13 protein-coding genes are annotated in these 14422 nt (G+C 59.9%); 1 reads left to right on the top strand and 12 read right to left on the bottom strand.

Translation table 11 applies throughout. The features are described from left to right. Positions 1-74 precede the first annotated feature (74 nt). On the top strand, positions 75-938 hold the full coding sequence (locus C5750_RS04320; protein WP_105732595.1) for an ATP-binding protein: 864 nt from the start codon (positions 75-77) through the stop codon (positions 936-938). 56 nt (positions 939-994) lie between these two features. Here the strand turns inward: C5750_RS04320 and C5750_RS04315 are convergent, their stop codons facing one another. The 12 genes from C5750_RS04315 to argS all read right to left on the bottom strand — a co-directional run bounded on the left by C5750_RS04315 (position 995) and on the right by argS (position 14399). Next, positions 995-2335: a M23 family metallopeptidase gene (locus C5750_RS04315; protein WP_105732594.1), complete on the bottom strand. Its 1341-nt coding sequence runs from the start codon at positions 2333-2335 to the stop codon at positions 995-997. A 145-nt stretch (positions 2336-2480) separates the two neighbouring features. After that, a complete protein-coding gene (locus C5750_RS04310; RefSeq protein ID WP_105732593.1) occupies positions 2481-3134 on the bottom strand; it encodes a protein-L-isoaspartate(D-aspartate) O-methyltransferase in 654 nt (217 codons plus the stop codon). Beyond that, complete coding sequence (gene surE / locus C5750_RS04305; RefSeq protein ID WP_105732592.1) at positions 3131-3889, bottom strand: 5'/3'-nucleotidase SurE; 759 nt, start codon at positions 3887-3889, stop codon at positions 3131-3133. Before surE ends, C5750_RS04310 begins: the two co-directional genes overlap by 4 nt. A 9-nt stretch (positions 3890-3898) precedes the next feature. After that, a complete protein-coding gene (serS, locus tag C5750_RS04300) occupies positions 3899-5182 on the bottom strand; it encodes a serine--tRNA ligase (RefSeq protein ID WP_105732591.1) in 1284 nt (427 codons plus the stop codon). 69 nt (positions 5183-5251) lie between these two features. Beyond that, the gene (gene tatC / locus C5750_RS04295) at positions 5252-6082 is read right to left on the bottom strand and encodes a twin-arginine translocase subunit TatC (RefSeq protein WP_105732590.1); all 831 of its coding nucleotides are present in this window, start codon (positions 6080-6082) and stop codon (positions 5252-5254) included. Beyond that, positions 6079-6729: a Sec-independent protein translocase protein TatB gene (tatB, locus tag C5750_RS04290; RefSeq protein ID WP_105732589.1), complete on the bottom strand. Its 651-nt coding sequence runs from the start codon at positions 6727-6729 to the stop codon at positions 6079-6081. Before tatB ends, tatC begins: the two co-directional genes overlap by 4 nt. 64 nt (positions 6730-6793) lie before the next feature. After that, a complete protein-coding gene (locus C5750_RS04285; protein ID WP_105732588.1) occupies positions 6794-7015 on the bottom strand; it encodes a twin-arginine translocase TatA/TatE family subunit in 222 nt (73 codons plus the stop codon). A gap of 190 nt (positions 7016-7205) precedes the next feature. Next, on the bottom strand, positions 7206-7937 hold the full coding sequence (gene scpB, locus C5750_RS04280) for an SMC-Scp complex subunit ScpB (RefSeq protein WP_105732587.1): 732 nt from the start codon (positions 7935-7937) through the stop codon (positions 7206-7208). Then, the gene (locus C5750_RS04275) at positions 7930-8760 is read right to left on the bottom strand and encodes a segregation and condensation protein A (protein WP_105732586.1); all 831 of its coding nucleotides are present in this window, start codon (positions 8758-8760) and stop codon (positions 7930-7932) included. Before C5750_RS04275 ends, scpB begins: the two co-directional genes overlap by 8 nt. A gap of 57 nt (positions 8761-8817) precedes the next feature. Further along, positions 8818-9837, bottom strand: a complete 1020-nt coding sequence (gene nagZ, locus C5750_RS04270; protein ID WP_105732585.1) for a beta-N-acetylhexosaminidase — start codon at positions 9835-9837, stop codon at positions 8818-8820. A 77-nt stretch (positions 9838-9914) separates the two neighbouring features. Further along, positions 9915-12542, bottom strand: a complete 2628-nt coding sequence (locus tag C5750_RS04265) for an SPOR domain-containing protein (RefSeq protein WP_105732584.1) — start codon at positions 12540-12542, stop codon at positions 9915-9917. 99 nt (positions 12543-12641) lie between these two features. After that, a complete protein-coding gene (argS, locus tag C5750_RS04260) occupies positions 12642-14399 on the bottom strand; it encodes an arginine--tRNA ligase (RefSeq protein WP_105732583.1) in 1758 nt (585 codons plus the stop codon). Positions 14400-14422: the final 23 nt, after the last annotated feature.

The raw sequence follows: 14422 nt of genomic DNA, 5'->3' as shown, positions 1-14422 counted from the left end.
CCCGTACCGCGCTTTTCGATTTCCCATCAACATGATAGTGGCTTGAACGTAGAAAAAACAAAGGCTTGATAAGAATGTCCGAGGAATTGCTGGCAGATAAGCTTGACCGTCTGATTGCAGTGCTGGAGCGCATGGCACCGCCAAAACCGCAACCCGTCGATCTCGATACGGCGGATTGCTTTGTCTGGAACCCGGACAAACTTGCCTTCGACCCCGTCAAAAAGGTCAACCGGGTCGATATTTCACTCATTCGCGGGGTCGATCGCGTCCGGGATATCCTCTTCGACAATACCAAGCGCTTTGCCGATGGGTTGCAGGCCAACAACGTGCTTTTGTGGGGCGCCCGCGGCATGGGCAAGTCATCCCTGGTGAAGGCCGTCCATGCCTCCGTCAACATGGCCGCACCCGACGATACCAGCACGCTGAAGCTGGTTGAGATCCACCGCGAGGACATCGACAGCCTCCCCTCCCTGATGGCAGCCATCAAGGACACGAAATATCGTTTCATCCTGTTCTGCGACGATCTTTCCTTCGACCATGACGATACGTCCTACAAGTCATTGAAGGCGGCACTGGAAGGCGGCGTGGAAGGCCGTCCCGACAATGTCATCTTCTACGCCACCTCGAACCGCAGGCATCTGTTGCCGCGCGACATGATCGAGAACGAGCGCTCGACGGCGATCAATCCATCCGAAGCCGTTGAAGAAAAAGTGTCCCTGTCGGATCGCTTCGGCCTATGGCTCGGTTTCCACAAATGCAGCCAGGACGATTATCTATCGATGATCGATGGCTATGCCGCGCATTTCGACCTGCCGATGCAGAAGGAACAATTGCATGCGGAAGCGCTGGAATGGTCGACCACCCGCGGTTCACGCTCCGGCCGCGTCGCGTGGCAGTTCACGCAGGATCTGGCCGGACGGCTCGGCAAGAAGCTCTGACAAACGAAAAGGCCCGCGCATCGCTGCGCGGGCCTTCTGATTCAAACCTGACCCGATCAGGATTCGAGAAATTTCGTCGGATCGACCGGGGTCGAGTTCTTGCGCACCTCGAAGTGCAGCTTTGGCGATGTCGCATTGCCTGTCATGCCCGACCGGCCAAGTTCCTCGCCGCGTTTCACCTTCTGGCCGCGCTGCACGTTCAGCTTGCTCGCATTGCCGTAAACCGTGACCAGACCATTGTCGTGGCGCACGAGAACGGTATTGCCGAACTCCTTCAGGCCATCGCCGGAGTAAATGACCACGCCGTTTTCAGCGGCCTTGATCGGCGTGCCCTCGGGAACCGAAATGTCGATACCGTCATTGCCCTTGCCATAATTGGCGACAACCCGGCCGCGAACCGGCCAGCGCATCTGCGATGCACCCGTGGCGGACGGTGCTGATGCAACATCCTTCTCGGCATCGTCGATCACCTTTTCGCTCGCCTGCGGCGGCGTATAGGGTTTTGCCTGGCCGTCGGCCTGCGGCGCAGCAATCGCCGCGTTCGGCGCTGTACTTGCAACAACCTTCGGCTGTTCAACCGGTGGCGTCGCGGCGGTCTTCACCTGATCGACGGAACCCTTCGATTTCATGTTGTTGGCGACATTCTGCGCCATCGAGGCACTTGACGCCGGAATAACCAGCGACTGGCCAACACGAACGGTGCCGTCCTTCATGTTGTTGGCCTGCTTGATGGCCTCGACATTGGTGCCCGTCTTGCGGGAGATCGCATGCAGCGTATCGCCGCTTTGAACCGTGTAGGAACCGGCATGGCTGGGTGGCGTCGTATTGTTTGCCGTCGTCGTTGCCGCGCCGTTCCGGTCCTTGACCTGCGGGGCCTGTGGAAGAATGGCTGCCGTGTTGGCGGATGCCTGCCCCGGTGTCGCCGGCTTGGTCGGCATGCGCGCTTCGCGGCCGTCCGGCGTCTTCAGCGTTCCCGCTGGCGCGGCAAGCGGCGGAGCCTGCACATTGCCCATGGGCTGCGCCGATGCCACCTGCTGGCGAACGGGGGCATTGTTGGCGACCTGACGCACCGGCTGCGAGGAGACCGGCGGAAGCGTCGAGGCGCTGACCGCACCCACCGGCGGCAAGGCGCCCCGCTGGACACCGCCCGCCGCTGGCACCGCATTGCGGTTGACCGAAGCCGTATAGGTTGAATCGACTGGAGGCGTGTAACCTCTTGCACCCGCATTCTGCGGCTGAATGATCGCACGCTGGTTGTCGCTATAGCCGGAGCTGAAGTCAGCACTGGTAAAGCGCGATACCCCGGAGCTGCAGCCTGCAGCCAAACCGGCAATCATGAGAATGCTGGCATTCAGTGCCAGCCGCCGTGACGCTTTGTCTAGTACACTCAAACGCATCGCTTATCCCGCCCGTACTCAATACAAGAATATTGAGCCATTAAACCGCGTTAATGTTACTCGACCGTTAAAACGGGCAGAAAATTTGTAAAAGATTCACCAAACCCGTAAAGGGTTGCGCCTGTCCTGCGGCAGAACGTCCGTGTCAAAGGGCTGTGGCGACGCCGTCCAGCAGCGGCAAAAAGCGCGCGGGCATCATATCCTCGCGCTCGAAACGGCTTCCGATCTTCGACAAGCGCGACACCACCTGCTTGCCGTCAACCGGACCGATCGGGGCAATCATGACCCCGTTCGATGACAGAAGCTCGACGAACTGGCGCGGCATGCTTTCAAAAGCGGCCCAGACGACAATGCGGTCAAACGGTCCGTCATGGGTCAGGCCAAGCTTGCCATCGGCGTGCTTGATGAAGATATTTTCGATCTTCAATGTCTGGTGGCGCTGTTGGGCAAGTTCAACCAGAGTGCGATAACGCTCGATGGACAGAACCCGTCCGGCAAGCCTGGCCATGATGGCGGCGGTAAATCCGGTGCCTGTGCCGATTTCCAGAACCCGGTGCGCCGGCTCAAGATCGAGTGCCTTGATCAGCCGCGCCTGCAGGTCGAGCCCTTCCATGAACTCACCGCATTCGATCGGCAGCATCCGGTCGCCATAGGCCAGCGTTCCCAGATTGCCGGAAACAAAGGCCATGCGCGACGTGGCTTCAAAGGCCGCCATAAGCCGCTGGTCCGACAACCCCAAAGACCGCATCCGCAGGACGAAGGCGGCAAAGCCCTCCCGTTCTGAAAGCGCAGGCTTCATGCGAACGCATCCTCCAAGGTCTGGCGCATCTCGTGTGCGGTCAAATCGAGCTGCAGCGGCGTCACAGAGATGTAGTTTTTGCGGATGGCCGCAACATCGCTGTCTTCCGCCGGTTCATCCTTGCCGCGGCCGTAGCGCAGCCAGTAATATGGCAGGCCGCGTCCATCCTGCCGCTCTTCGATGGTCAATCCATGGGAGAGCTTGCCCTGTGCCGTCACGCGGACGCCGGCCAGTTCGCCGCCGCTGCAGCTGGGGAAATTCACATTGAGAAGCACGCCTTTGGCCAGCGTGACGCCCAGAAGCTTTTTCAGGAGCGCCGGTGCCCGCTGTTCAACAATGTCCCATGGCAGGACGCGTGTCCCGCCATCCAGATTGTATTCCTGCGACAGGGCAATGGAGTTGATGCCGAGGAGCGTGCCTTCGATGGCCGCAGCGATGGTGCCGGAATAGGTGACATCATCGGCCGTGTTCGAGCCGGAATTGACCCCGGACAGGATCAGGTCAGGCGGCTCAGGCATCAGATGCTTGACGCCCATGATCACGCAGTCCGTCGGCGTACCGCGAACGGCGTAGTGCCGGTCATCGATCTGGCGCAGACGCAACGGCGTCGACAGCGTCAGCGAATGGGCCAGGCCGCTCTGGTCGGTTTCGGGTGCGATCACCCAGACATCGTCGGAAAGCTGGCGGGCGATACGTTCCAGAACAGCCAGACCTTCCGCATGAATACCATCATCGTTGGTCAGCAGAATGCGCATCGCCCTCTCCTATGCAGCTTTTTCGATTCGTTTCAGTCCACCCATGTAAGGCACAAGTGCTTCAGGAACTGTGACGCTGCCGTCCTCGTTCTGATAATTTTCGACAACAGCGATCAGTGCGCGTCCGACGGCAGTGCCGGAACCGTTGAGCGTATGGACGAAACGTGTCGATTTCTCGCCTTCCGGCCGGTAGCGCGCATTCATGCGGCGTGCCTGGAAATCACCGCAGACGGAGCAGCTGGAGATTTCGCGATAGGCCTTCTGGCCGGGAAGCCAGACTTCCAGATCATAGGTCTTCTGCGCGCCAAAGCCCATGTCGCCCGTGCACAGCGTCATCGTGCGGAACGACAGGTCGAGGCGCTTCAGCACTTCCTCGGCGCAGGCCGTCATGCGCTCATGCTCGGCAATGGAACCCTCGGCATCCGTCACCGACACAAGCTCGACCTTCATGAACTGGTGCTGACGCAGCATGCCGCGTGTGTCGCGCCCGGCAGAACCGGCCTCCGAGCGGAAGCAGGCCGTCAGTGCCGTCATCCGGATCGGCAGATCGCGAATGTCGAGGATTTCTTCGCGCACCAGATTGGTCAGCGGCACCTCGGCCGTCGGAATGAGATAGCGGCCATCGCCTGTCTTGAAGAGATCCTCTTCGAACTTCGGCAACTGCCCCGTGCCGTAAAGCACGTCGGCATTGACCAGAAGCGGCGGATTGACCTCGGTATAGCCATGCTCGGTCGTGTGCAGATCGATCATGAACTGACCGAGCGCGCGCTCCAGCCGTGCCAGTTGGCTCTTCAGGACGGTGAAGCGGCTGCCGGACAGCTTTGCTGCACGCTCAAAATCCATGTAGCCGAGGTTTTCACCAATCTCGAAATGCTCCTTGGGCTCAAAGGAGAAGTTCTTGAGATGACCGACACGGCGCGTCTCGACATTGCCGCTCTCATCCTTGCCAACCGGAACATTGTCGAGCGGCAGGTTGGGAAGCACCGCCAGCGCATCGTTCAACGCGCGGTCGAGCTGACGCTCTTCTTCCTCGGCACTCTGCAGGAACACCTTGATCTCGGCGACTTCGGCCTTCAGACGGTCGGCCGTGGCCTGGTCCTTGGCGCCCATGGCCTTGCCGATCTCCTTGGAGGCGGCATTGCGGCGTTCCTGTGCATCCTGCAATTTGGCAATATGCTGGCGGCGCTTCTCATCCAGTTCGATCAGGCGGGACGACTGCGGCTCGACGCTCCGTTTCGCCAAAGCTGCGTCAAGCGCCTGAGGATTCTCGCGGATCCATTTGATGTCGAGCATGGTAATAAAGCCGTCTTGAAGTGTTCGTTGGATTGAGGACGTGATTGTCCGGCGAAAGCTGGAGCTGCGTCAGGACGAGATATCGCTATCGCTGGACCCTGATTGTGCTTCGGCTTCAGCTGCCTCACGCTTTTTCTCGATCAGACGCGCCATCCAGATGGAAACCTCGTAGAGAAGGATCGTCGGGAGCGCAAGACCGATTTGGCTGAGGGGGTCGGGCGGGGTGATCACCGCCGCGACGATAAAGGCAATGACGATGGCATATTTGCGCTTCGACCGCAGGCCTTCATAGCTGACAAGCCCCACCCGTGCGAGCAGCGATGTCACCACCGGCAACTGGAACACCAGGCCAAACGCGAAAATCAGCGTCATGATCAGGCTCAGATATTCCGAAACCTTGGGCAGAAGCGAAATCTGCACTTCCCCGGCGCCGCCTGTCTGCTGCATGGCAAGGAAGAACCACATCACCATGGGGGTGAAGAAGAAGAACACCAGCGCGCCGCCCATCAGGAACAGCACCGGCGATGCGATCAGGAATGGCAGAAATGCCATCCGTTCATTCTTGTACAGGCCCGGCGCAACAAACTTGTAAATCTGCGAGGCAATGACCGGAAAGGCCAGAACAATGCCGCCGAACATGGCGATCTTGACCTGCGTGAAGAAAAACTCCTGCGGGGCGGTATAGATCAATTGCGCCTTTGCCGGATCAAAGCCGGCCCAGGACACGGCCCACTGGTACGGGATGACCAGAACATTGAACAACTGCCGGCCAAAATGGAAGCAGATCAGGAAAGCCACGAAAAATGCCACCAGTGCCCAGATCAGACGGCGGCGCAATTCGATGAGATGTTCGATCAGCGGGGCCGAGCTCTTATCAATGTCGTCGTCGGTCTTGCTCAAGATTTTGTCCCCGTATCGCCAGCTTTGGCCTTGGCACGCGGCTTGGTCGTTCTTTTCGCTGGTGCAGTCTGTGCAGGCGTTTCTGCCGGTGTTTTGGCAGCAGATGACCTGGCCGCAACTTTGGCAGGCGCGGCGGCCTTGGCCGCTGCCCTGGCTGGTGCCGCCTTCCCGGATACGGCGGCGGAAGCCGGTGTTTCAGCCGCGGCCTTGGGCTTGCTGGCCCGGCGGGCTTTCTTCGGCGCTGCGGCCGTCATCAAGGGCGCGACGGGCTCCATCGTCTGCGGCTGCAGCTGCGTCGCGCCGGGAGCAGACGGATCGGGTACGGCAATATTGGTTTTGCCAGCCGTGCCATCGTCTTTCAGAGATGAGCGGATTTCTTCGCCAATCGTGCGGACGGGATCGAAAACCTTGCGGATATCGTTGCGCGGATCGAGGCTCTTGGCATCGTTGATGATATCGCGCACATCATCAAGCTCCGCCTCTTTGAGGGCTTCATCGAATTGCCGCCGGAATTCACCTGCAGTCGCACGAAACTTTGCCGTCGCCTTGCCAAAGGCGCGCAGCATTTTCGGCAAATCTTTTGGCCCGACCACCACGATCACCACGATCACGATCACCAGGATTTCCGACCAACCAACATCAAACATTCATCATGCTCCGGCCGCAGCGAGGCAGCAAAGCCCCGCGCAGGAAAAAACTATATCAAGCCGCTCAGGACTTCGTTGTCTTTTCCTTGACGGAATTCACCGGCTGGTTCGGCTGATTGTCGATCGTCTTGGAATTGTCAGCCGTATCATCATCGGCCATGCCGCTCTTGAAGTTCTTGATGCCCTTGGCAACGTCACCCATCAGTTCGGGAATCTTGCCGCGGCCAAAAACCAGAAGCACGATCGCCAGGACGATCAGCCAGTGCCAGATTGAAAAACTACCCATTTTACCCTCGCATTCGCTCAACAGTTTGAGCTCATCTATGCCTTTTCCCCGTGCTTTTCAAACACAAGTGCATATTGTTGTTTCACATTCATGTAAGTTCGGCGCAAGTGCGAATTGAAATCTTCAGCACGAATTTTCCGAACCGGCATCTCCTGCGCCACCATTGCGCACAAATATGGCAAATAAAAATTCAATCGTGTTCGACACGCGGTGTCAAAAGGCCGAGTTCTTCCAGATCGATATCGGTTAGCGGATCTTCGTCCTCGGTCAGCTCATCGGGATCGTTGACCGGAATGGGAATGGCAAAATTGGCGGGCATGCGCGCGGACAACAGTCCGGCACCGCGCAATTCGTCGATACCCGGCAGATCACGCACTTCCTGCAGGCCGAAATGATCGAGGAACGAGGATGTCGTGCCATAGGTGATCGGCCGCCCCGGCGTGCGCCGGCGCCCGCGGAATTTGATCCAGCCCGTCTCCATCAGCACATCGAGCGTGCCCTTTGACGTCTCCACGCCGCGAATATCTTCAAGCTCGGCCCGCGTCACCGGCTGGTGATAGGCAATCACCGCGAGAACTTCGAGCGCGGCCCGGGACAGTTTCTTCTGCTGCACCGCCTCGCGGTTCATCAGGAAGGCAAGATCGGCGGCGGTGCGGAAGGCCCATGCGCCGCCAACCTGCAGAAGATTGATACCGCGCTTGGAATACACCGACTGCAGCTCGCCAAGCAGGGCCGGAACGTCGATCCCCGACGGCAGCCGCTCCTCCAGCGCCCGCACCGTCACCGGTTCGGCTGAGGCAAACAGGATGGCCTCGGCCATGCGCAGTGCATCGGATACGGAGATCGTCGACTTCCAGTCGGCCTCGCGGCTGTCGTTTTCATCATTGTCGGGCTGGATATGCAGGGGACCGGTTTCAGCCATTGACCACGTCCCTCATCGTCGTCAGCGGCGGCTGATCGGTCTTTTCCACTGGTCTTGGCGGCCGGTCCCGCAGGAAAATCGGCTTGAATGCGCCGGTCTGCTGGATTTCCATATGCCCTTCCCGCACCATTTCAAGGCTGGCGGCAAAGGAACTGGCAAGCACGGTGGCGCGCTCGCTGGGCGACGCGATGAAGTCGAGGAGGTATTGATCCAGCGCCGTCCAGTCCTTCATCTCGCCGACGAGGCGCATCAGGATGGTGCGTGCTTCCTTCAGTGACCAGACGCTGCGGCGGGCGATCTGCACGTGGGAAATCGCCTGCTTCTGCCGCTGCGAGGCATAGGCGGTCAGGAGTTCGTACAGCGTTGCCGAATAGATGTTGGTCTGGTCGACAATGACGGCTTCCGGCATGCCGCGCGCAAAGATATCGCGGCCAAGGCGGTTGCGGTTGACCAGCTTCGTGGCCGCATCGCGCATCGCTTCCAGCCGCTTCAGACGGAATTGCAGCGTCGCCGCCAGCTCCTCGCCGCTCTCGCCCTCATCGCCGGGGGTCTTCGGAATCAGCAGTTTGGACTTGAGGTAGGTCAGCCAGGCCGCCATGACCAGATAGTCGGCGGCAAGCTCCAGCCGCAAAGCCTGAGCCTGCCGGATGAAGATCAGATACTGTTCGACAAGGGCAAGCACGGAAATGCGGGCGAGATCGACGCGCTGGTTGCGTGCCAGATGCAGAAGCAGATCGAGCGGGCCTTCAAAACCCTTGATGTCGATCAGAAGCGATGGCTCGCTGACACCACGATCGGATGCACTTTCCCACAGCGCCTCCATGGGTGCCGCAGTCTTGCCATTGGTCTTTTGCTCCGTCGCCGTCAAATCTCTCTCGCTCTATGCCACCACTTCGAAGAAACGCTGGAATTCTTCCCGGATTTCCGCTTCATCCGAAGCATCCGGCTTTCTCGCATATTGGATTGCCCGCTGGGCCCGCTCCAGCGCCTTGCCGTTCAGCTCGGGCGTGCAGGAAGCAACGGCCGTCATCTGCTCCATAATGCCGTGGCAGTGAAGCACGATATCGAGGCCCGCCGCAAAGATTGCTTTGGTCCGGTCGAAATAATCCCCAGAAAGTGCATTCATCGACACATCGTCGCTCATCAGCAGCCCGTCAAAGCCGATATGGCCGCGAATGATCTCCTCCACGACCTTGCCGGATGTCGTCGCCGGATGCTTCGGATCGATGGCCGAGAAGATGACATGGGCGCTCATCGCCATGGGCAGATGCGCCAGAGCCCGGAACGGGGCAAAATCATGTTCGGCCAATTCATCGAGCGGTGTTGTCACGGTCGGCAATTCGTGATGGGTGTCGGCAAATGCGCGGCCATGGCCGGGAATATGCTTCATCACGGGCAGCATGCCGCCCGCCAGAAGGCCTTCCGCCGCAGCCCTGCCCATCGCCGTGACGATTTCCGGGTGGTTGCCATAGGCGCGGCTGCCGATGACCTCGTTGGCCCCCTCAACCGGAACATCGAGAACCGGAAGACAATCGACATTGACGCCGAGTTTCATGAGATCGAATGCGTGAAGGCGCGACAGCAGCCAGGCGGCGCGCAATCCCGCCTCCTCATCCTGCTTGAACAACGCGCCCAGCGCGGAACCGGCGGGGTAATTGGGCGCCAGCGGCGGGCGCAGACGCTGCACCCGCCCGCCTTCCTGATCGATCAGCACCGGGGCTTCGTCGCGCCGCACCAGATCACGCAGATGCGCGGTCAAATCCTCGACCTGCGCCGCTTCGCCGACATTGCGGGCAAACAAGATAAAACCCCACGGGCGTTCATCGCGGAAGAACGCGATTTCGTCAGGGGTCAGCTTCAGACCGGACGTGCCGGCAATCCATGCTTTTGATTCGCTCATGGGTAAAGTCTACTGCGTTGATGCAAAAAAGGAAAAGGCGGCCATTGGCCGCCTTTGCCGGATTACCGGATTGCGGATCACTGAGTGACGAAGCAGCTGCCGCCCGCTGACTTGAACTTGGTGCAGAGATTGACGGCAGCATCCTTGGTACCAGCCGGGATACGCACACGGTAGAACGTACCCTTGCCAGCAATTTCGGCCTGCTTGATATCGACACCGCGACCGGCGATCACACCGGGATAGCGCTGGGCGAGCGAAGCATAGGTCTTCTGCGCACCTTCCGCCGTCGGCTGCGAAGCCACCTGGATCAGATAGGTGCCCGGCGCCACGGCCGAAGCAACCTGCTGCTGCGGCTGACCGGCCGGCTTTTGCGGCGCAACGCGATCAACAACGTTGAGGGGCTGTTCAGCCGGACGGGAGTCGACAATCGGGACATTCTTCGGCGCAACGGAGGCAACAGTCTCTGCCGTGATCTTCTTGGTTTCAACTGTCTTGGCCGGAAGCTTGCCGGTTGCCGGAGCCTGCGGCTTGGCAACCAGGGGCTCAACTGCCGGTTTTGGCGTTGCAGGATTGCTGGCTGCCGCAAGCGAGCCGATCTGATCATTGCCGTCAGGCATTGCGCTGACCGGAGCCGGAGCTGCCGGTGCCGGACGTGCCATAGGCGCGGCGGCAGGGCCCGAGGCAACGGGATCGGCAGCCTGCGGAATAGCCGCAACCATGGTGCCATCGGGCTTCACCACCATGGTCTGAACCTTGCGCGGTGCGATGGCATCGTTCGGCTGGGCCTGCTGTTCGCTCGAAGCCATGTTGGCCGCTGCGGGATCGACCCTCTCCTCGGCCTTGGTTCCGGCAATATCCTCATCCGTATCGGCAGTCAGATCGACCGGCTTTTCCTGGGTCGTTACAAGCTGCTGCTGCTTTGGCGGAGACGTATCCGCGGTGGCACCCTTTTCATAAACGATCTTGTCCTGAGCGGGCGCCGTCGTGTTCGCCGTGGTTTCCGGCTGAACCTTGATCGGGGTTTTGTCGGCCATGATCACCACGGGCGCGCCGCCCGATCCGCTGGTCCATTTGTAGGCAACGGCACCGGACACCGCGAGGAGAACGGCCGCCGCTACGGCGCCCGGTACAACGAAGCTGCGCTTGCGGCTCACTGGCTGGGCATAGGTGGTCGCCGCCATGCCGACATTGTCGCGTTTTGGATCGTAGCCAAAATCCATGTCGTCTTCGGGGCCGTTGCTGTAGCTGTTGGCAACCGGACGGGACTGATGCGCGCTGGCAGCAGCCACGCCGACAGCCGCTGCTGCGGCAACACCGGCTCCGGCAGCCGCATAGCTTGCCGGGGTATAGTGCCCCTGTTCAGCCTCATTGCCGAAGACATCGGCAAAGATATCGGCATATTCATCCTTGGCGGCAGGCGCCGGCTGCTGCGGCTCTTCCTGCGGCGCCGCATGGGCAGCGCGGGAATCGTCCGCCTCGATCGAGCCGAAGACTTCAGAAAATTCGGTTTCAAGCTCGCCCAGGCCATTGTGCTGCGGAACATCGTCTTCGTAATGCACTTCAGGCAGATCAAGCGATTCCGTGTACTCGACCCGGTTCTCCGTCACCGCAACGGTGTGGACATCGGGCGCAGAGGAGATCGATGATGCGGCCCGGTCGAGTTCATCCGCATAATCGCTCAAATCCTGCGGTTCCGGCAGATGATGGGTCTCAGCGGCAACCGATGGCGCAGCTGGAGCTGGCTCCGGCTCACGAACCGCCGCATAGGAATGTGCGGGGCTCTGGTAACGGGGCAATTCAGCCTCCGGCGCATGCGCCACGGCCGTCTCATCTTCAACGTCCAGCGGCACTTCGAAATCGTCGAAGGCGGCCATCAGCTCTTCCGTGTCGAAGTCCTCAAGCGGATCGCCCTGAACCGCTGCGGTGCTTTCGTGCACTGGCGCCGGCTCGTAGGCTGGCGATGCCGGGACAGGCGCGGCCTGATAGGCGGCTGGTTCCGGCGCAGTGGCCGGTTTCGCCTCGGCGACCGGCTGGCTCACGGACGGCGCATAGGAGGTTGCGCGGCTGATAATGGGAGCAGCTTCGGTGCGGCCGATGACCGGCGCCTGCGAACCATATCCCCAGGACGCATTGGCCGAGCGCTGAACCACGGGCTTCGCCGAACCGGCAAGAAGCGTCTCAAGTTCATCTTCAAGGCTTAAGGACGGCGCGGCGACGACCGTGCGCTCCGGCTGCACCGGTTCGGGTGAAAAATGGACCGGCTCCTGCCCCTCGCCCGCTTCGCCGTCGGCATAAACTGCTTCCGGCTCATAATCGGCGTAATCGGGTTCCTCATAGATCGCCACCGGCTCGGAAACCACCTGACGAACAGGTTCGGCCGCGGCGTGCGAATGAGAATGATCCTCGTTCGACATCAATTCCCGCTCCACCGCATCCTGAAGATCGAAGTGGGCAAACTGATCCGTTTCACCATGATTGTGCGCGGGCGCCGGGGCTGCCGCTGGAGCGGCAACCTGAGGATGTTCCTCAAAATCGCCCATGAGCTCGCGCTCCAGATCCATGGCAAGATCCTCGCCAGATCCGGTTGCCGCATGCTCCTCTTCGACGGGCGTTCCCATGATACGGGAAAGCTCCATCAGAGGATCGTCGTTACCGAATCGCGAATCATCCTGCCGGTGAGAACGCTGAAGATAGTTGTCCGCCATGGCGTTAATCCTGTACTCTCAACTATGGACGTCAAAAGACGTCACGCATTGGCCATACCAGCGCAATGTGGGCAAAAGTTGACAGGATTTCCGCGCCTTTCAGCGCATTTCGGTTGGGGCGTCCGCACCAATGATAGACAATCCGGACGCCAAAACCTTAGAAACAACCTGCACCAGCCCTAGCCTGGCTTGGGACAAGTTTGGATCGTTAACCTTAATAAAACGTAAGTCCGCGTTTTCGGTTCCCTTATTCCACTGCGCGTGCAGCGAACTTGCCAGGTCGTAGAGGTAGAAAGCAAGCCGGTGCGGCTCTTGATGGACGGCCGCCGTTTCAATCAAACGCGGGTATTCGGCGAGCTTGCGGATGAGCGCAATTTCGCTTTCATCCGTCAGCAAACCGAAGTGCTGGGCACTGGCCGCCAGTGATTCTTCACCCAGTCCAAGCTGTTCGATCGCCTGCCGGAATACGGAATGGCACCGCGCGGATGCATATTGGACGTAGAAGACCGGGTTGTCCTTGGAATGCTCGGTGACCTTGGCAAAATCGAAATCCAGCGGCGCATCGTTCTTCCGGTACAGCATCATGAACCGGACGGGATCGCGCCCGACTTCTTCCACCACGTCGCGCAGCGTGACGAACTCGCCCGAGCGTTTCGACATGCGCACCGGCTCGCCATTGCGATAAAGCTTGACGAGCTGGCAGATGAGAACCGTCAGCTTGGCCGTACCGCCGGATACGGCGCGCGCCAGCGATTCCAGCCGCTTGACGTACCCGCCATGATCCGCGCCCAGCACGTAGATCATTTCATCGAAATGCCGGTCATACTTGTCCTTGAAATAGGCAACGTCGGCGGCAAAGTAGGTGAACTGGCCGTCAGACTTCACCAAAGGACGGTCGATATCATCCCCCACATCGGTCGAACGGAACAGGGTCTGCTCGCGATCTTCCCAATCCTCCGGCAGCTGGCCCTTGGGCGGCGGCAGCTTGCCCTTGTACACGTGCCCCTTCAGCGTCAAGTCATTGATCGCCGACCGGATCTGCTTGGCATTGTCCGCATGCAGTGTCCGTTCGGAGAAAAACACGTCGTGATGCACGTTGAGCGAGGCAAGATCGTCGCGGATCATCGCCATCATGGCATCGATGGTCCGGTCCTTGATGATCGCAATGGCTTCCTCTTCCGGCATCGTCAAAAGCTTGGTGCCGTAGTCGGCGGCAAGCGCCTGCCCGACCGGAACAAGATAATCGCCGGGATAAAGGCCGGCCGGAATCTCGCCGATATGCTCGCCCAGCGCTTCGCGGTAACGCAGCATCACCGAATTGGCGAGCACATCGATCTGCGCGCCCGCATCGTTGATATAATATTCCTTGGTCACATCGTAACCGGCGAAGGACAGGAGATTGGCCAGCGCATCGCCGACAACGGCGCCCCGGCAATGCCCCACATGCATTGGCCCGGTCGGATTGGCCGAAACGAACTCGACATTGACCCTATGGCCATAGCCCAGCTTCGACCGGCCGTAATCGAGACCGGCGCCCAGCATGCCCGCCAGCTGCCCGTGCCAGTATGTATCTTTCAAGCGCAGGTTGATAAAACCCGGTCCGGCAACGTCGACCGAGCCGACATCCGGGTCATTTTTCAGCGCATCGCCGATCTTTATCGCCAGTTCGCGCGGGTTTTGGCCGACAGCTTTCGACAGAACCATCGCGGCATTCGTTGCGATATCACCGTGGCTCGGATCGCGCGGCGGCTCGACACCAACACGGGACAGATCCACTTCGGCGCCATCAATGGTTTTCAATTCAAGCGCTTGCAGGGCTTTTTTAATCCGCGCATCGAAATCGGCGAAGATGTTCATGACGTTATACTCGATCGGGTTTT

Source organism: Phyllobacterium myrsinacearum, assembly GCF_002980555.1.
Taxonomy (GTDB): Bacteria; Pseudomonadota; Alphaproteobacteria; order Rhizobiales; family Rhizobiaceae; genus Phyllobacterium; species Phyllobacterium myrsinacearum.
Note: the sequence above shows the minus strand (reverse complement) of the source record. Positions and strands in the feature narration are given on the sequence as shown.